At 65.7% G+C, this 17943-nt stretch carries 18 protein-coding genes; 10 read left to right on the top strand and 8 right to left on the bottom strand.

Annotated elements, in window-relative coordinates:
• Positions 1 to 108: 108 nt before the first annotated feature.
• Entirely contained in the window at positions 109 to 1383 is a 1275-nt protein-coding gene (locus tag ACJ7IV_RS00935) for an MFS transporter (protein ID WP_483865389.1), read from the bottom strand.
• Positions 1384 to 1540: 157 nt separating this feature from the next.
• Between ACJ7IV_RS00935 and ACJ7IV_RS00930 the strand changes: the two genes are divergently transcribed.
• The 7 genes from ACJ7IV_RS00930 to ACJ7IV_RS00900 all read left to right on the top strand — a co-directional run bounded on the left by ACJ7IV_RS00930 (position 1541) and on the right by ACJ7IV_RS00900 (position 8889).
• The gene (locus tag ACJ7IV_RS00930; RefSeq protein WP_483865388.1) at positions 1541 to 3472 is read left to right on the top strand and encodes a type IV pili methyl-accepting chemotaxis transducer N-terminal domain-containing protein; all 1932 of its coding nucleotides are present in this window, start codon (positions 1541 to 1543) and stop codon (positions 3470 to 3472) included.
• Positions 3469 to 4134 carry a two-component system response regulator NarL gene (gene narL / locus ACJ7IV_RS00925; RefSeq protein WP_483865387.1) on the top strand — a complete coding sequence of 222 codons (666 nt, stop codon included), beginning with the start codon at positions 3469 to 3471 and terminating at the stop codon, positions 4132 to 4134. The genes ACJ7IV_RS00930 and narL overlap by 4 nt, the downstream gene beginning before the upstream one ends.
• A 276-nt stretch (positions 4135 to 4410) precedes the next feature.
• A complete protein-coding gene (locus ACJ7IV_RS00920) occupies positions 4411 to 6003 on the top strand; it encodes an MFS transporter (protein WP_483865386.1) in 1593 nt (530 codons plus the stop codon).
• Positions 6004 to 6137: 134 nt separating this feature from the next.
• Positions 6138 to 7436 carry an MFS transporter gene (locus tag ACJ7IV_RS00915; RefSeq protein ID WP_483865385.1) on the top strand — a complete coding sequence of 433 codons (1299 nt, stop codon included), beginning with the start codon at positions 6138 to 6140 and terminating at the stop codon, positions 7434 to 7436.
• Between the two features lie 102 nt (positions 7437 to 7538).
• On the top strand, positions 7539 to 8000 hold the full coding sequence (locus ACJ7IV_RS00910) for a DUF4870 family protein (RefSeq protein ID WP_232911843.1): 462 nt from the start codon (positions 7539 to 7541) through the stop codon (positions 7998 to 8000).
• Positions 7997 to 8566 (top strand): cytochrome c oxidase subunit 3 family protein, encoded by a 570-nt coding sequence (locus ACJ7IV_RS00905; RefSeq protein WP_483865384.1) that lies wholly within the window; start codon positions 7997 to 7999, stop codon positions 8564 to 8566. The genes ACJ7IV_RS00910 and ACJ7IV_RS00905 overlap by 4 nt, the downstream gene beginning before the upstream one ends.
• 32 nt (positions 8567 to 8598) lie before the next feature.
• A complete protein-coding gene (locus tag ACJ7IV_RS00900) occupies positions 8599 to 8889 on the top strand; it encodes a hypothetical protein (protein WP_161431676.1) in 291 nt (96 codons plus the stop codon).
• On the opposite strand, the gene ACJ7IV_RS00895 is transcribed toward ACJ7IV_RS00900, so the two are convergent.
• Positions 8865 to 9776 (bottom strand): alpha/beta hydrolase, encoded by a 912-nt coding sequence (locus ACJ7IV_RS00895; protein ID WP_483865383.1) that lies wholly within the window; start codon positions 9774 to 9776, stop codon positions 8865 to 8867. The two genes, ACJ7IV_RS00900 and ACJ7IV_RS00895, sit on opposite strands and share 25 nt — an antisense overlap.
• Before the next feature lie 94 nt (positions 9777 to 9870).
• Here ACJ7IV_RS00895 and ACJ7IV_RS00890 point away from each other — a divergent pair, with 94 nt between their 5' ends.
• The 3 genes from ACJ7IV_RS00890 (at position 9871) to ACJ7IV_RS00880 (ending at position 11813) form a co-directional block, all read left to right on the top strand.
• Positions 9871 to 10890 carry an acyltransferase family protein gene (locus ACJ7IV_RS00890; RefSeq protein ID WP_483865382.1) on the top strand — a complete coding sequence of 340 codons (1020 nt, stop codon included), beginning with the start codon at positions 9871 to 9873 and terminating at the stop codon, positions 10888 to 10890.
• Between the two features lie 109 nt (positions 10891 to 10999).
• Positions 11000 to 11383, top strand: a complete 384-nt coding sequence (locus ACJ7IV_RS00885; protein WP_483865381.1) for a DUF4168 domain-containing protein — start codon at positions 11000 to 11002, stop codon at positions 11381 to 11383.
• Positions 11384 to 11468: 85 nt separating this feature from the next.
• Entirely contained in the window at positions 11469 to 11813 is a 345-nt protein-coding gene (locus ACJ7IV_RS00880; RefSeq protein ID WP_483865380.1) for a hypothetical protein, read from the top strand.
• 151 nt (positions 11814 to 11964) lie between these two features.
• On the opposite strand, the gene ACJ7IV_RS00875 is transcribed toward ACJ7IV_RS00880, so the two are convergent.
• The 6 genes from ACJ7IV_RS00875 to ACJ7IV_RS00850 all read right to left on the bottom strand — a co-directional run bounded on the left by ACJ7IV_RS00875 (position 11965) and on the right by ACJ7IV_RS00850 (position 17936).
• Entirely contained in the window at positions 11965 to 12183 is a 219-nt protein-coding gene (locus ACJ7IV_RS00875; protein ID WP_483865379.1) for a hypothetical protein, read from the bottom strand.
• Between the two features lie 37 nt (positions 12184 to 12220).
• Positions 12221 to 14167 carry a nitric oxide reductase activation protein NorD gene (locus ACJ7IV_RS00870; RefSeq protein WP_483865378.1) on the bottom strand — a complete coding sequence of 649 codons (1947 nt, stop codon included), beginning with the start codon at positions 14165 to 14167 and terminating at the stop codon, positions 12221 to 12223.
• 70 nt (positions 14168 to 14237) lie between these two features.
• A complete protein-coding gene (locus tag ACJ7IV_RS00865; protein ID WP_161431679.1) occupies positions 14238 to 15050 on the bottom strand; it encodes a CbbQ/NirQ/NorQ/GpvN family protein in 813 nt (270 codons plus the stop codon).
• A 55-nt stretch (positions 15051 to 15105) separates the two neighbouring features.
• The gene (locus ACJ7IV_RS00860) at positions 15106 to 16461 is read right to left on the bottom strand and encodes a cbb3-type cytochrome c oxidase subunit I (protein WP_213311811.1); all 1356 of its coding nucleotides are present in this window, start codon (positions 16459 to 16461) and stop codon (positions 15106 to 15108) included.
• 54 nt (positions 16462 to 16515) lie between these two features.
• A complete protein-coding gene (locus ACJ7IV_RS00855; protein WP_213311808.1) occupies positions 16516 to 16968 on the bottom strand; it encodes a c-type cytochrome in 453 nt (150 codons plus the stop codon).
• Between the two features lie 239 nt (positions 16969 to 17207).
• Positions 17208 to 17936 carry an amino acid ABC transporter ATP-binding protein gene (locus tag ACJ7IV_RS00850; protein ID WP_483866530.1) on the bottom strand — a complete coding sequence of 243 codons (729 nt, stop codon included), beginning with the start codon at positions 17934 to 17936 and terminating at the stop codon, positions 17208 to 17210.
• Positions 17937 to 17943: the final 7 nt, after the last annotated feature.

Here is a 17943-nt window from a genome sequence, read left to right as displayed (position 1 = left end):
AGGCAATTCTGGGCGATAGACGCCGCGATTACTGCCCGGTTACCTCCATATACCCCCCGCCTACCTCCAAGGGGATAGCCCCCCACGACACCCGGGGTGATAGGCCCATCAGGGCCTCAACCGTCCCGCTCCGCTGGCGTGGTCCCAGACCATCACCAGCATGCACACTACCAGCGAGGCGTAGAGGAACATGAACCCCGCGGTGCGGATGCCGACCCAAAGATTGCCCAGGGCGAACATCACCGGCAGCAGGGCGCCGAACAGCCCACCCAGGGTCAACGCCAACCCGCCCACCAGTGCCAGCTGGCTGCCGTGATCGCGATGGATCATGCGCATCAGGCTGCCCTGGCCCAGCCCCATGACCAGTCCCATGGCCACCAGCAGCGCCAGGAAGCCCCACAACGGCGCGGCATAGCGCAGCGTCAGCACCCGCTCCACCCCTTCGATCCGCATAGTGAAGGGGGGGTAGGAGAGCAGGAACAGGCAGACCAGCACGAAGGCCGTGACCCACCAGCGCAGGGCACGAAAGTCGCGCACATCTCCCCAGGCGCCGCCCGCCACCTGGCCCAGGCCCACCGCCAGCGGAAAGGGCAGTGCCAGCAGCGCGGCGTCGCGCAGACCCAGGCCGTACTGGGCGCCGAGGTAGGCCGGCAGCCACAGCGTCAGCGCCACGAAGGCGCCATAGAAGAAACTGTAGACCACGGCCAGCCGCCAGGGGCGCCAGTGGTGCAGGGGTGCCAGCCACCCGGGCCTGGCTGCCATGCCGTCATCGTCGGACTCGCTGGAGGCGGCAGGCGGCTCCGGGTCGTCGGCGAACAGCCACAGCAGCGCAGCCACCGCCAGTACCGGCAGCAGATAGAGCATCGGCGCGCTGCGCCAGCCGTAGGCCTGACTGATCAATGGCAGCAGCAGGTAACTCAGGCCGGCCCCCATCATGCCGGCACCATAGAGGCCCAGGGCCAGGCCGGCGTGGCGGCGTGGACAGAGCTCCCCCACATAGACCAGCCCCGCCGCCAGGGACCCGGCGCCCAGCCCCAGGCCGGCACCGGACAGCAGGAAGTGCACATAGTCACTGGAATGGGCCACCGCCCACAGGAAGGGACAGATCAGCAGCAGGCAGGCGATCATCACCCGCCGCCCCCCATGGCGCCGGGCCAGGGCCGCCATGGGCAGCGCCGCCAGGGCCCCGGTCACCATGGGCGTGGCCAGCAGCAGCGCGAAGCCGAGCTCGCCCAGCCCCAGCATCTCGCGCAGCTCCATCCCCAGCACCGCGAAGATGGTCCAGCTGGCGAACACCAGTGCAAAGGCCAGCGGCGACAGCATCACCACCACCAAGGGACGGTAGCCGACGACGACAGCATCGCGGTCAGAAGGGAGTGGCATCATGGGCCTAGGGAACGGTGAAGTATCGCCCAAGTCTCAGTAGGACTCCCATCGGGGTCAAAGGGGCAGTGGAGGTATCCGCCCTACCCCCTTGGGTGTAGTAGACTCCCGGCAGCACCACGCATAAGAGCCACTCCCCCGACGGCCTGCGGATACTATGAAACTGATCCAACACTCCCTGGTGGCACGCATCGTCGCCTCGCTGCTTGCCATCAGTGCCATGGCACTGGTCAGCATCGTGGTCACCATGACGGTGGCCAACGACAGCCGCGGTGACGCCGGCGCCATCAACGTGGCTGGTTCCCTGCGCATGAACACCTACCAGATCGTCGCTGCCCTGCAGCGCTACGAGCAGCAGCCCGCGGTGGCGCAGCGCTCACGGGTAGAGGAGTTGATGGAGCAGTTCGAGACGCGCCTGGCCAGTCCCGCACTGACCCGTGCGCTGCCCGGGGCCGAGGATCACTCCCTGCACGAACAGTACCGGATGCTTCAGGAGCGCTGGGAGGAGGCACTGGCCCCCCAGGTGACCCGCGCCATCGCGGGTGGCGAGCTCGAGGTCGAGGCACTGCGCCAGACGCTGGACGGGCTGGTCGGCGATATCGACGCCATGGTCACCCTGCTCGAGCAGAACAGCGAGTCGAAGATCCAGCTGCTCAGCGCCCTGCAGATCCTGTTCCTGGCGCTGACCGCGGTGGTGGTGGCCATCGCCCTCTACGATATCCGTCACAACCTGGTGGGGCCGCTGCGCCAGCTGGTGGTATTGGCCCGCGAGGCCGCCCAGCGCAACTTCGGCTACCGCACGCATCTCACCGGCAACGATGAACTTGCCCTGCTCGGGCGCACCTTCGACGGCATGGCCGAGGAGCTCGCTGCCAGCTACGCCGAGCTGGAGGAACGCGCCTCGCGCAAGAAGGTGGAGCTCGAGCGCAGCAACCGGGCCATGCAGGTGATGCACGACGGCAGCCGCGCCCTCTACGGCGGCGGCAACGACCTGTGTGCCAGCGCCGCGCCCATGCTGCGGGAGCTCGAGCAGCTGCTCGAGGTGGGCCCGATCCGGCTGTCGCTGAACGACCCCTATGACGACCGCCAGATCCCGATACTCGCCACCCACTCGCCACGCCGCCCCGAGTACTGTCGCGATCACGACTGTCATGCGTGCCTGCTCGACCCCCAGCCGCTTCGCCTGGAGCAGACCGAACAGGGCGAGTGCCTTCTGCTGCCGGTGAGCGTTGGCGAGCTGATGCTCGGCACCCTGGAGGTGTGGCATCCCAAGCGCCAGCCGCTCTCCGACAGCGTGCGGCGCCTGCTCAACGCCCTGGCCGACCAGCTGGCCACCGCGGTCTACCTGCAGCGCCGCATCGAGGAGCAGCAGCAGGTGACGCTGATGAACGAGCGCGCCATCATCGCCCGGGAGCTGCACGACTCCCTGGCCCAGTCGCTCTCCTACCTCAAGATGCAGGTGGCCAGGCTCGAGCGCATGCAGCGGAAGGAGGCCCCGCGGGAGAGCCAGGCGGCGGTATTCGACGAGCTGCGCACCGGGCTCGACAGCGCCTATCGCCAGCTGCGCGAGCTGCTCACCACCTTCCGCCTCAAGCTGGAGGGCCCGGGGCTGGCCAGCGCCCTGCGCCAGACCACTCGGGAGTTCAGCGACCGGCTGGGATTCCCGGTGGCGCTGGATGTCGACGTGCCACCCCACCTGCTCAACCCCAACGAGGAGATCCACGTGCTGCAGGTGGTTCGCGAGGCGCTGGCCAACATCCTCAAGCACGCCAACGCCCACTGGGCCGCCGTCACCATCGGCTTCCAGGCGGCGCAGTTGCACGTCGCCATCGAGGATGATGGCGTGGGTCTCGCGGACGACAGCTCGCCGCCGATGCACTACGGCCTGGTGATCATGCGCGACCGCGCCGACACCCTGGGCGGGCAGATGACGCTCCGCAACCGCCCCGGCGGCGGCACCCGGGTCGAGCTGACGTTCACGCCCCAGACCGCGCGCCTGATCCACCAGCACGCCAGCGCCGAGGCGGGTCACGTGGATCCCCGCGCCGCCATCGCCACCGACTCTTCCGACGACAGGACCCAAGGATGACCGACTTCGCTGCCGAAAGCCCTGCCACCATCCTGATCATCGACGACCATCCGCTGCTGCGCCGCGGGGTCTCCCAGCTGCTGGAGCTGGAGGATGACCTGCTGCTCGCCGGCGAGGCCGGCGATCCCCGGGAGGGCATCCGCCTTGCCCTGGAGCTCGACCCCGACATGGTGCTGCTCGACCTCAACATGCCGCAGATGGACGGCATCGAGACGCTCAAGCGTCTGCGCGACGGCGGCTTCGCCGGCCGCGTGGTGATGTTCACGGTCTCCGACCATGAGGAGGACGTGGTCAACGCCCTGCGTTCGGGGGCCGACGGCTACCTGCTCAAGGACATGGACCCCGACGAGATGGTGCGCCAGCTGCGCCAGGCCTCCCTGGGGCGCATGGTGATCAGCGAGAGCCTCACCGCACTGCTCGCCGAGGCGCTGCGCAGCCAGCGCAGCCAGCCGGCGGCGCCGGATATCCACAGCCTGACCCAGCGCGAACGCGAGATCCTTCGCGAGCTGGCCGCTGGGCTCTCCAACAAGATGATCGCCCGCAAGCTGGAGATCACCGAGGGCACGGTGAAGGTGCACGTCAAGCACCTGCTCAAGAAGCTCAACCTGCGCTCGCGGGTCGAGGCCGCGGTGTGGGCCGTGCAGGAGGGGATCGAGCGCTAGCCGAGGCCCGGTTCTGTGTGGATACCTCCAAATACCCTCGGGGCGCCGATGCGCCCCCACCACCCCCTTTCCGAAACCCAATAATTCTTTATAAACAATTAATTAAAGATTAATCCCCTCTACCCCCCTGGAGGTATACCCGCCCGGCGTGGAGTCGTTCGCCACGTTTCCCGATTCCGCCACGCGGCGTATCTTTCCCCCATCTTCGCGCGCCTTGATATCGATCAATCGATTCGGGGCCGATGCGAGCACCGCTAGACCTCAAGGGGAAACGCCATGACCAGAAAGAATGCCGACATCGAACAGTGGGATGTCGAGAATGAGGAGTTCTGGGAGTCGGAGGGCAAGAAGGTTGCCAACCGCAACCTGTGGATCTCCATCCCAAGCCTGTTGCTGGGCTTCGCCGTCTGGCTGATGTGGGGCATGATCACCACCCAGATGCAGAACCTGGGCTTCCCGTTCACGGTGGATCAGCTGTTCACCCTGACCGCGATCGCCGGTCTGGCCGGTGCCACCCTGCGTATCCCCGCCTCCTTCATGATCCGCATCGCCGGCGGGCGCAATACCATCTTCCTGACCACCGCCCTGCTGATGATCCCCGCCATGGGCACCGGCATCGCGCTGATGAACCCCGGGACCCCCTTCTGGGTGTTCCAGGCCCTGGCGCTGCTCTCCGGCATCGGCGGAGGCAACTTCGCCAACTCGATGAGCAACATCTCCAACTTCTTTCCCAAGAAGCAACAGGGCTATGCCCTGGGGATGAACGCCGGGCTGGGCAACTTCGGCGTCACCTCCATGCAGATCCTGATCCCGCTGGTGATGACCGTGGGCCTGTTCGGCGCCCTGGGCGGCGACCCCATGGAGCTGCAGAAGGCCAGCGGCACCCTGATCGGGCGCATCGAGGCGGGCACCCAGACCTGGATCCAGAACGCCGGCTTCGTATGGATGCTGTTCCTGATCCCGCTGGCCTTCGCCGGCTGGTTCGGCATGAACAACCTGCGCACCATCACCCCCAACCCGGGCACACCACTGCAGGCCTTCGGCAAGATCCTCGGGCTCTACGGGGTCGGTGTCGTGACCTCCATCGTCGGCGTGGTGGCGCTGGGCTATCTCAACATGTGGATCGCCCTGCCGCTGACCATCGTGCTCACAGTGGTGCTGCTGCGCCTGATTCCCGGTGACATCAAGCCCGGTATCCAGAAGCAGTTCGAGATCTTCTCCAACAAGCACACCTGGTCGATGACCGTGCTCTACATCGCCACCTTCGGCTCCTTCATCGGCTTCTCCGCGGCACTGCCGCTCTCCATCTCGGTGATCTTCGGCAACATGATGGAAGTCGCCGCCGACGGCAGCATGACCCGCGTCGCCAACCCCGAGGCTCCCAGCGCCCTGACCTGGGCCTGGATGGGACCCTTCGTGGGCGCCCTGATCCGTCCGGTGGGCGGCTGGATCTCCGACAAGCTGGGCGGTTCCATCGTCACCCAGGTGATCACCGCCATCATGGTGGTGGGCTCTGTGGGCGCCGGCTACGTGATGATGCTGGCCTACAACTCCACCGATCCCAACCAGTACTTCTGGATGTTCCTGCTGCTGTTCATCCTGCTGTTCGCCGCCAGTGGCATCGGCAACGGCTCCACCTTCCGCAGCATCGGCTTCATCTTCGACCCGCAGCAGAAGGGCCCGGCGCTGGGCTGGACCTCGGCAGTGGCCGCCTATGGTTCCTTCATCGCCCCGCGGGTGATGGGCGAGCAGATCAAGGCCGGCACCCCGGAACTCGCCATGTACGGCTTCGCGGTCTTCTACGCGGTCTGCCTGGTAGTCAACTGGTGGTTCTACCTGCGCAAGAACGCCTACGTGAAGAACCCCTAAAGCCTCTCTGAAGGTGTAATAAAGAGCCGATCTTTCACCATGATAGATCGGCTTTTTTGATACCGATCAAGGCAATAATCACTCCCTGGCATATCCTGAAACCATCCCTTAACCCGGCAAACTCGGAGGGTCCCATGGCCTCTGAACGCTTCAAGCAAACCTCGGTGCTGATAGCCAACACCTTCGCCTTCACCATGTGCTTCATGGTGTGGACGATGTTCGGCGAGATCGGCGTACCGATCGCCGAGCAGCTCGATCTCAACGGCACCCAGTTCGGCATCCTCACCGCGGTACCCATCCTCACCGGTGCCCTGTCGCGGCTGCCGCTGGGTTCGCTGACCGACCGCTACGGCGGCCGCCCAGTGTTCTTCATCATCCTGCTGCTCATCGTGCCGGCCATCTGGCTGGTGCAGTTCGCCACCGCGTACTGGCAGCTGCTGGTACTCGGCGCCTTCGTCGGCCTGGCCGGCGGCTCCTTCTCGGTGGGTATCACCTACACCGCCAAGTGGTTCGAGAAGGATCGCCAGGGCCTGGCCATGGGCATCTTCGGTGCCGGCAACGCCGGGGCCGCGGTCACCAAGTTCATCGCCCCCACCGTGATCGTGGTGCTGGGCTGGCAGGCCGTACCCAATATCTATGCCGGCATCATGCTGGTCACCGCGGTGCTGTTCTGGTTCTTCACCTACTCCAACCCGGACCACCGCACCGCCAGCAGCGTCTCGCTGCGCGACCAGCTCAAGGTGCTCAACGACCCCAAGGTGTGGAAGTACTGCCAGTACTACTCGGTAGTGTTCGGCGGCTATGTCGGCGTCTCGCTGTGGCTGACCCGCTACTACATGGGTGAGTACGGCCTGGGTATCCAGGTCGCCGCGCTGATCGCCACCATCTTCGTGCTGCCCTCCGGGGTGATCCGCGCCTTCGGCGGCTGGCTCTCCGACCGTTTCGGGGCCCACACCGTCACCTGGACCTGTCTGTGGGCCAGCCTGATCGCGCTGTTCATCATGTCCTACCCCGAGACCCAGTACCGCGTGGCCGGTGCCGGCGGCGAAGGGGTCGTGGAATTCGGCTTCGGCATCCCGGTGTGGCTGTTCACCTCCGCACTGTTCGTGGTGGGCATCGCCTGGGGAATCGGCAAGGCCTCGGTGTTCAAGTACCTCTCCAACGAGTACCACGAGAACCTCGGCCTGGTCTCCGGCATCGTCGGCCTGGCCGGCGGTATCGGCGGCTTCCTGCTGCCGATCATGTTCGGGGCCCTGGTGGACATCACCGGCGTGGCCACCACCGTGTGGATGCTCTGCTTCGGCGTGACCCTGGTCTCGATCATCTGGATGTGGTGGACCGAGCGCCGCGTGCCGATGCTGACCCGCGACGAGAAACATCCGGGCAAGCCCGCCGAGACCCAGTCCGCCGAAACCAAGCCGGCCGAGAGTTGATCCAGGCCAAGTCTTTCCGCAAGGTCTCGCGCTATAGTAGTATCCTGAATACATCTTAGGCCGGCCCGCCAGGGCCGGTCGCCTGTCAAGCGAGGACCCGTCATGTCCACCCCTCAGGCCTTCCCCGCCGCTTCCGGCGACCACTTCGACGACGCGAATCCCGGCAAGCAGTCCCGCGGGCGCGGCGCCGCCATCATCGTCTACATGTTGTTCCTGGGCAGCGTGCTGGCGGTGGTCACCGCACCCATCGCCGTGCTGATCGCCCATTTCAAGCGTCCCGGTGCCGAACCCTGGGTGCAGAGCCACCTGCAGTTCCAGATCCGCACCTTCTGGCTCGGCGTGCTGGGCGGCGCCGCCTTCATCGCCACCTGGCAGCTGCTGGGGCTGGCCGGCATCCCGCCCATGGCGCCCTGGGCCATGGGTTACCTCTACTTCACCGCCTGCATGATCTGGATGGTGGGGCGCTGCGCCGTGGGCATTGCCCGGCTGACCTCCAACCGCCCGATAGACAACCCGCGCAGCCTGGCCTTCGGCGGCTCCCGGGTAACCCTGACCGACGCATGAGGGAACAAGAGCTTCCCAACCCCGGCTGGGGCCCGCTCTCCGCCCTGCCCGGCAACCCGCTGATGTGGGTGCTGATCCTCAGCGAGTTGCTGGTGTTCATGGCGTTCTTCGCCCTCTATGCCGCCGAGCGCGCCGCCCAGGTGGCGCTGTTCGACGCTTCACAGCAGGACCTCGACCCGCTGATGGGCGGGCTCAACACCCTGGTGCTGCTGACCAGCGGCCTGTGCGTGGCGCTGGCCGTGGAAGCCAGTGCCGCGGAGCGTATCCGCCGTACCCGCCAGTGGTTGGCCGCCGCCATGGGGCTGGGCGTGCTGTTCGGGGTGATCAAGGTGGTCGAGTATTCGAGCAAGTTCGCCGTGGGGATCACGCCGGACACCAATACCTTCTTCGGCTTCTATTACGGCCTGACCGCCTTCCACTTCGCCCACGTACTGTTCGGCCTGGCGCTGCTGGCCCTGGTCAGCTGGCGCACCAACCTCGAGAACGTGGAGACCGCCGCCGCCTTCTGGCACATGGTCGACCTGATCTGGATCCTGCTCTACCCGCTGCTCTATCTATTGCGCTGAGGGCTCCCTATTGCGCTGACACGGAGGCTGTCATGACATCGCTGCCCGGCACCCGCCGCCTGTTGACCACCTGGGCGATCCTGATGGGACTGACCCTGGTGTCCATGGTTTCGGCGCTCTTCGACGCCAACGACTGGCAGGCGCTGCCGCTATGGTCGGCGGCCCTGGTGATCCTGGCCACCGGCTTCAAGGCCCAGCGCTTGCTGATGGTCTACCTCAACCTGCGCATGGCCACCCCGGCCTGGAAGGGCGCCTTCGTGGGCCTGGTGGCGCTGACCCTGGCGCTGATCGGCGCCGGCTACCTGGTGGCACGGCTGACCTGAACAGAATCCTCCGCAGCAGCCACATCCGACGGTAGCGGGGGCTTGAGATAGCGGAACATGAACGCCAGTGCCGGCCTCAGGCTGGCACGCCACACCCGCCAGGTATGACCACCCGGGAACACCTCCAGTCGCACCTCTCCCGGCTGATGGGGTTGCAGCGCAGCCTGCAGGCGGCGGGCATGGGTCACCGCATCGAAGACATCACGGCTGCCCGCACTCAAGTAGAGGGGGACCACCCGGTCCTGTGACAGGTAGTGCTCCAGGTGGGTGGGATAGTTGAGCAGCCGCCATAGACCGGCATCGAATCGGTCCTCGGCCGTCAGGAAGGCGGGATGCCTTCTGGCGGTGGAGTCCTCCGGGGGCAGGGGATAATAGCTGGCCGGACTCAACGCCGCCGCGGCGGCGAACAGTTCGGGGCGCTCGAGGATGAAGTTCACGGTCCCGAATCCTCCTGCGGAAAGGCCGGCGATCCCGCGCCACTCCCGTTTCGACACCACCCGCCACAATCCTTCCACATGGGGCAGCAGTTCCTCGAAGAAGGCGGTGCGCGCCTGTTCGTTGTGACCATCCACCCACCAGCTTCTGCTGCCGGGCATCACGATGACAGCAGGCGGGATGCTCCCCTGGAGGATCATGCGGTCGGCAATCCGCTTAAGCGCTCCGCGCGCAACCCAGTCTCGGTCACTACCGAAGGAGCCGTGCAGCAGATAGATCACCGGGTAGTCGAGCCCGGCATCGTGGTAGCCATCCGGCAGGTAGAGGGTATAGGGGTAATCCCGCCCGAGGGTGGCCGAAGGAAAGTGGTGGTGAGACACCTGGCCAGCCAGGGCCGGCCAGGTCATCAACAGCAGGAGAAACGTGATTACGCAGCGTGGCACGGCTGACATGTCTGCTCCGATAAGGGAATCCCTGTGACCTGTCGCTGTCCGACAACATTCAGGTCGACGGTGTTCACTCGGACGAGGCGAGAAGGGGAGCGGGATGCAGCGCATCGAGGAGATCTACTGGCTACGCGCCTATGGCTGCCTGGCGGTGTTCTGTTTCCACCTGCTCGACCACCTGAACCAGCGCCTGGACACCCTGGCGACCGATCTAGCTCGCATTCCCACGGTGCTGGGCACCCCGATCTTCATCTTCATCTCGATCTTCCTGTTTTCCATGCGCTACGGGCGCGATACCCCCGCAGGGTTCCTATCCGGTCGGGTCAAGTACGTGCTGGTGCCCTATGCGATCTATGGCCTCGCCTACTCGGGCGCCGAGTTCCTGCGCCAGCGCAGCGTCAATGCCGACGCCAGCCTGCTGGAGGTGCTGCGCGAGTACCTGCTCTATGCCGGCTGGCATGGCTACTTCCTGATCATCGCCGTGCAGTTCTATGCCCTCTACTGGCTCTACATGCGCTTCGACCTTGGCCGCTGGCTGCCTAGTACGCCTTGGCTGGCGATCGGCAGCCTGGTCAGCATGGGATGGTGGGGGTACTGGCAGTGGCGCAGCGAGTTTCCCCCGGGCTACCTGCACTGGATCGCCCCGCTCGGCTGGCTCTACCTGTTCTTCCTGGCCCTGGTACTGGTTCGGAACTATCACACCCCACCCGCCAGGCGGCCGGTCTGGCTGGTCCGCCTGGCCCATCCTGGCTGGCTGGTCGCCATGCTGGGCGTGGTGGTCCTGCTGTCGCTGCCCGGCTGGCTGGCGTACTCCTCCAAGGAGGTGTGGGTGGTTCCGCTGTTCCTGCTGTTTACTCTCTGGATCATGGCGCACCTGCGCAGTCGGCCGGCCCCGCCTGTGGTCAAGCGCCTCAACGAGTTCTCCTTCGGCATCTACCTGGCACACCCGATGTTCTTCAACCTGGTCGACCTGCTCGACGGCGGAGTACGCCTGCCTCTCCCCCTCTATGTGGCGATGCTGGCCGCCGTGGGCCTAGCGGGCTCCATCGCCTGGAACCTGGTCGCCAACCGGATCCCCTGGGGCGGGCTGATGTTCGGCAAGCGGCTCAGGGTGGCCTGAATCACTCACTGTACAAACCGTTACAGGAAAATGGTGAACGCGACTGCCGCATGACCGTCACAGCGACACATTCATTCGGCGCCACGCGCCACACCAACGGGAGATAGCCATGCTGCGTATCACCGCCCTCTTTTCTGCCGCCCTGCTCAGTGCCGGCCTGATGGTGTCCACCGCCAATGCCCAGAAGGATCCTGCCGCCACAACCGGACAGCCCCAGGCGGCCGCCCCGGCACAGGACTTCTCCGAGCAGCAACTGCAGCAGTTTGCCGATGCCTCCCAGGAGATCGCCGCGGTATCCCAGGAGTATACCGAGCGCCTGCAGTCCGCCGAGGGCGAAGAAGCCCAGCAGGAGATCCGCATGGAGGCCAACGAGAAGATGGTCGAGGAGGTCGAGGACAGCGGCCTTGATGTCGACACCTTCAATGCCATCGGCCAGGCCATGCAGCAGGATCCCGAGCTGATGCAGCGCGTCCAGGAGATGGGCCAGTCATAACCCTGACCAACCAGCACCCGGGGTGCACGGGAGCGCCTCGGATGCTGCCGAACCAGTTGGCAATCCACATGGCGAGGATGGAAGGATGATTGCGAAGAGTCTCCTCAACAAGGCCGGCACCCTGTGCCTTGCAGCGGGACTGATGGCCAGCCCACTGGCTTTCGCCGATATGCATGACGCGCCAAGCACCGATCCGGCGCCCGCGACGACAGCCGATGACAGCCAGCAGGCCGACTCCCCGACACAGCCGTCTGCAGCGGATGAAGAGGTCTTCACTGACCCCGAGACCCGGGCCGAGCCGGGCACACCGGCCGAGGATAGCGGCTTCGGCGGCGGCATGGATCCCATGCCGAACGGTGAGCAGCCTGAGGCGCGCTCTGACAGTGGTGACGCCGCAATGCCCGATGCTCAGGACAGCGATCAGCAGTAATGGCGTAACGTGGTCTTCATGTGTTCCCCGTCGCGGCTGAATGGTGCCTGTTCCCTCATCATTTCCAGCCAGATGCGACCTTGCCCCCTGCTTCGGCAGGGGTTTTTTTTATACTGCAGTACAAGCTCTCACCGGCGACGCCGCCAGGCTCCTAGCCTCGCCTGGGGTGATCGGGTGGCGTACTTGCCCGGGCCCAGTTCTCCAGGGCGCGGCCCAGGCGCATCAGGGCAAAGACCAGGAACGGGGTCAGCAACATCAGGCCGATGCCCCAGTCGCGGTTGTTGATCAACCATACCAGCGGCAGCACCAGCGCCACGGCGACCAGGCACCAGGCCGCCACGGCAAGGATCAGTCGGGTTTGAAGTGTCATGGCGCGCTCCTCGGCGTCGGTTCGACGGACAACAGGCTCAGGTGGCGATGATCTGGCGGTAGATGCCCGGCAGGGCCAGCGACAGGTGCTCCGGACGCTGCACGATGGCGTAGCCGCCGCGACCGAACAGGTGGGGGATATACTGCCCCGCCTCACGGTCAATGGTCACCCCGAACACCCGTACCTCCTGGCGCCGCGCTTCCAGCACCGCCTTGCGGGTATCCTCGATGCCGTAGCGCCCCTCGTAGTAGTCATTGTCGTTGGGCTTGCCGTCGGTAAGCATCAGCAGCAGCCGGTGCCGGTTGGGGCGTTCGCTCAGTTGCTTGGTCAGGTGGCGAATGGCCGGCCCCATGCGGGTGTAGCTGCCGGGACGCAGCGCCGAGATGCGCCGCGTCACCCGGTCGCCCATGGGCTCGTCGAACTCCTTCAGGGTGTTGACCCACACCTTGTGGCGGCGCTGGGAGGTGAAGCTGTGGATCGAATAGTCGTCGCCACAGCCGGCCAGGCCATGGCCCAGCACCAGCAGCGCCTCCTTGGCCACGTCGAGCACCCGGCGGTCCTGCAGCCACGCCTCGGTGGAGAGCGAGACGTCCACCAGGATCGATACCGCCAGGTCACGGGCCTGGGTGCGGCTGGCCATGTAGAGGCGATCGCTGGCCTCGCCGGTGGCGGCCAGGTCGCAGCGCGAGCGGATCACCGCATCCATGTCGAGTTCGCTGCCATCCAGCTGGCCACGCAGGATCTCGCGCCGCGGGCGCAACGCCTCGAATTCGCGACGCACGCGGCGGATGCGCCGCCGGGTCATCTCGTCGGGCGCCCAGTCCTCCCCCTCCTCGCTCTGCACGTCGCTGAGCACCACGCAGTGATCGGGCAGGTAGGCCTGCTTGCGGTGGTTCCACTCGGGATAGAGATGCTTGCCCTTGAGGCGGCCACCAGCGGCCTCGTCCGGGGCCAGGTCGAGGTCGAGCTTGAGCCGGGAGGAGGCCTTCTTGCGGTTGGAGCTGAGCACGATCTCGTCCATCTGATCGGCCGCCTGACGCGCTTCCTCCTCTTCCTCGTCCTCCACGTGGCGATTGAGGTTCACCATTTCCGCCCAGGAGAGCATCTTCTCCATGTTGTTGAGCATCAACGGATCGTCACGATCGGCCTGGTCCTGCTCGCGGCGATCGGCCTGGCGCTTGCCGTGGTCATCGTCGGGCGAGGCGGCGGCGCTGGCCAGCTCCTCGTCATCGTCCACGCTCTGTTCGCGAGCGCCGTCGCGGGTACCCAGGGTGACCGCCTGTCCCCACAGCGGCACCGGCAGCGGCGGGCGATAGCCGCGTGGCGCGCGGAACTCCTCCAGCGGGAAGTCGCTCTCGCGGATGGCGCGCTGCATGGCCACGGCCCAGGCCTCCTCGGGGTCGGGAGCACCCAGCTCGGCGCATATTGCCGCCTCCAGGGCCGCCTCCATGGGCGGCAGGCGCTTGCGCTGCGGCCGGATGGCCAGCAGCTCGCTGCACAGACGGACATAGCGCTCGGCGAGCCCGGGGAAGCGGGCCAGCGCGGCACGGGCGGTACGCCGCGCCTCGCGCAGCCGCGCCAGATCGGCCTGCAGAGGATCCTGGGGGTATGTCAGCGGACGTGCCTCGGCCAGGTAGGCGGTCAGCCACAGATAGAGGCCGCGGTTGAGAGCGGCCTCGGGGTAGAGCGCCAGGCGTGGCGGCAACAGCAGGTTTTCCTCGTCACGGCGGGCCTGGTCCAGGGCCTCCTCGTCGAGGCCCAGGCGCTGACGCAGACTCAGCCGGTGAGCCGAGGCGCGCCGGGCGATGGCCGCCACCTCGATACCCTGCTCCCCACCGCCGGCGCGGAAGAACACGCCCAGCATGGGGCGCAGGCTCTCCAGGCTGACCGCCGCCTCGGGGTGATCGGGATAGCTCGCCGCCCCGGAGGCCCAGCGGTGCCAGAAACGGCCGACGGTCTCCTCGACCTCAAGAAAGTCCAGCATGATCAAGCTCCCGGGTATCGAAAGGGGCTGATTACGCCCCCTTTCTCCCTCGTTTCCATATGATATCTGATTAACCGAAGGTGGCCTGGATGGCCTCCATCAGGCCCTCCTGGACGTCCGCATCGTCGGAGAGCGGCTCCACCAAAGTGGCGCGGGCGGCATCGCGGATCGGCATGCCGGCCTGGATCAGGGTGGCGCAGTAGACCAACAGGCGGGTGGAGACGCCCTCCTCCAGGTCCTGGCCCTTCATGGCACGCAGGCTGGCCGCCAGGTTGACCAGTGCGCTGCAGCGCTCGGGGTCCAGGCCGCTCTCGCGGGCGACGATATCGCGCTCCACCCTGGGCGGCGGGAAATCGAAAGACATCGCCACGAAGCGCTGGCGGGTACTGGGCTTCAGTGACTTGAGAATGTGCTGATAGCCGGGGTTGTAGGAGACCACCAGCATGAAGTCGTCCGGTGCCTCGAGCAGTTCGCCGGTACGCTCCAGCGGCAGCAGGCGGCGGTCGTCGGTCAGCGGGTGCAGCACCACGGTGACGTCCTTGCGCGCCTCGACTACCTCGTCGAGGTAACAGATGCCGCCCTCGCGCACCGCGCGGGTCAGCGGGCCGTCGACCCAGCGGGTCTCGCCGCCCTGCAGCAGATAGCGGCCGGTCAGGTCGGCGGCGGTGAGATCATCGTGACAGGAGACGGTAAACAGTGGCTTGCCCAGCTTGGCGGCCATATGGCTGACGAAGCGAGTCTTGCCGCAGCCGGTAGGACCCTTGAGCAGCAGCGGCAGGCGCTGCTCGTAGGCATGCTCGAACATGGCGCACTCGTTGCCCACGCTGTCGTAGTAGGGAATCTCCTGGTCGGCGGGCTGCGCCGCCGCGGGGGAGAGGGTCATGGCGAAACTCCGTGTGGGTCAATCGAAGAGGGCCCCTGACGGGGCCCTCGTTAGGTCAGGCGCGGTCGGCGCCAGCGGTGAGCTGAGTCCCGCCTGCGGGAACCTGCTCACGGGCAGGGCCGAAGAAGGCGTAGAGCAGCAGGCAGCTACCGATGGCCACGGCGATGCCGGAGCCCAGGCGCATGCCATAGAACAGCACCAGCTGGTCCTGCACCTCCATGAAGTTCATGCCCAGCACGCGCTGCAGGTGGGTCTGGACGACGCCTGCAAAGGTCAGCGTGAAGGTCATGAAGCACATGGCGCCAGTCACGATCCAGAAGCCCCACATGTTCATTACCTGGTTGTAGGGCTGCACGCGGCGCAGCTGCGGCATGGCGAAGCTGATGATGCCCAGCATCAGCATCACGTAGGCGCCGTAGAAAGCCAGGTGGCCGTGGGCCGCGGTGACCTGGGTGCCGTGGCTGTAGTAGTTGACCCAGTGCAGGGTGTGCATGAAGCCCCACACGCCGGCGCCGAAGAAGGCAACGGTCGGGCAACCGAGCGCCCACAGCATGGCGGCCTTGTTGGGGTGGTTGCGGCTACCCTTCCAGAACATGGTGAAGGCGAACACCACCATGGCGAAGAAGGGGATCACCTCCAGGGTGGAGAAGATGCTGCCGATGGGCTGCCAGTAGCTCGGCGCACCGATCCAGTAGTAGTGGTGACCGGTACCCAGCAGGCCGGAGAACAGCGACAGGCCGACGATGACGTAGAGCCACTTCTCGATCACCTCGCGGTCGACGCCGGTCATCTTGATCAGCAGGTAGCCCAGCAGGGAGGCCATGATCAGCTCCCACACGCCCTCGACCCAGAGGTGTACCACCCACCACCAGTAGAGCTTGTCCACGGCGAGGTTGGAAGGGTTGTAGAAGGCGAACAGCCAGAACACCGCGGCCAGCCACAGGCCCAGCATCAGCACCAGGTTGATGGCGGTGCGGCGCCCCTTGAGCAGGGTCATGCTGGTGTTGAACAGGAACATCAGGAAGGAGATGGTGATCAGCACCTTGACCCAGAACGGCTGCTCGAGGAACTCGCGGCCCTCGTGGATCCCGAACTGGTAGCCGACCAGTGCCGCTGCACCGGCGAAGGCGAAGATCGCCAGCTGAATATAGGCGATGGTGGGGCTATGGATCTCCCGCTCGGCCTCTTCCGGCATCAAGTAGTAGGTAGCGCCCATGAAGCCGATCAGCAGCCACACGATCAGCAGGTTGGTATGGCTGACCCGCATGATGTTGAAGGGCATCAGCTCGGCCATGAAGTTCGGCCATACATAGACAGAGGCGGCCAGCAGCCCGAAGACGATCTGCAGCGCGAAGAGCGCCATGGCCACCATGAAGAATGGCAAGGCCACCTTCTGGGTTTCGTATTTCATCGGTGTCGTTCTCCTTGATTCATCCGCGGTCCGGCGATCCGGTAGTCATGTGGCTCAGCCGGCGGGGTGCGGCGGCCAGTCCTGGTCGTCGATGCCGTCGGTCCACTCGAGGAAGTCGATCAGCGCGTTCATCTCCTCGTCGCTGAAGTCATAGGCCGGCATCTGACGGCGGCCCTGGGTGCCCAGCGGCTGGGCGCGGATCCACGCGGCCAGGCCGGCACGCGCCGCCTCGGGGTTCTGGTGGCCACCGTAGCGCTCCCAGACGTTACCCAGCTCCGGCGCGAAATAGGCGCCCTCGCCCATGATGCTGTGGCAGTTGATGCACATGTTCTTTTCCCAGATGTGCTTGCCCTCCACGACCGACTCGGTAAGCCCCTCCTTGTCGGTGGACGTGTTGACCATGTACCAGTGACTGTGTGCCGTCAGGGCGGCAAACAGCAGAAAGAAGAACAGCGACCCGCCGTAGAAGATATTGCGGGCCGCCGACTTGGTGAGACCGTCGGCCATGAATCTTTCCCCCCTTGCTCGTCTGGCAGGCGCGTCGCGGGATACACGGGTTACGCCTGGCGATTTCTTAACATGCATTGCTGATGCATGTTAAGCGTACCAGAAGAGAGTGGCTCAAGGCTTTGACGCTGGTCAAATAGTGCAGGAAGGTAGCAAATCGCGAGCGGCCAGGACCCGAAAGAACGCCGCCCGCATGGGGATAGTGGGCTTGTCAGCAAGCCTAGCACAGCCTGGCCACCTCAGTGGCCGAGAATCTGGCTGAGGAACAGCTGGGTGCGCTCCGACTGCGGGTGGTTGAAGAACTGCTCGGGGGGCGCCTGCTCGATGATCTGCCCCTGGTCCATGAAGATCACCCGGTCGGCGACGGTCTTGGCGAAGCCCATCTCGTGGGTGACGCAGAGCATGGTCATGCCCTCGCGGGCGAGCTCGATCATCACATCGAGCACCTCCTTGATCATCTCAGGGTCTAGCGCCGATGTCGGCTCGTCGAAGAGCATCACCTCGGGCTGCATGCACAGCGCCCGGGCGATGGCCACCCGCTGCTGCTGGCCGCCGGAGAGCTGTCCCGGGTACTTTTGGGCCTGGTCGGCGATCTGCACCCGCTCGAGGATCTCCATCGCCGTGCGCTCGGCCTCGGCGCGCGGCTTCTTCTGTACCCAGGTCTGGGAGATGCAGCAGTTGTCCAGCACGCTCAGATGGGGGAAGAGGTTGAAGTGCTGGAAAACCATGCCGACATTGCGGCGGATGTGCTCGATGCGCTTCACGTCGCGGGTCATGGGCATGCCATTGACCACGATGCGCCCCTCCTGGTGCTCCTCGAGGTGGTTGATGCAGCGGATCAGGGTCGACTTGCCCGAGCCCGAGGGGCCACAAATGACGATGCGCTCGCCACGGGCCACCGTCAGGTCGATGTCACGCAGCACATGAAAGTCGCCATACCACTTGTTGAGCCCGGTGATCTCGATCATCGGCGAG

This window comes from Halomonas sp. C10-5, assembly GCF_057169305.1.
This window is presented reverse-complemented; position numbering and strand designations above follow the sequence as displayed.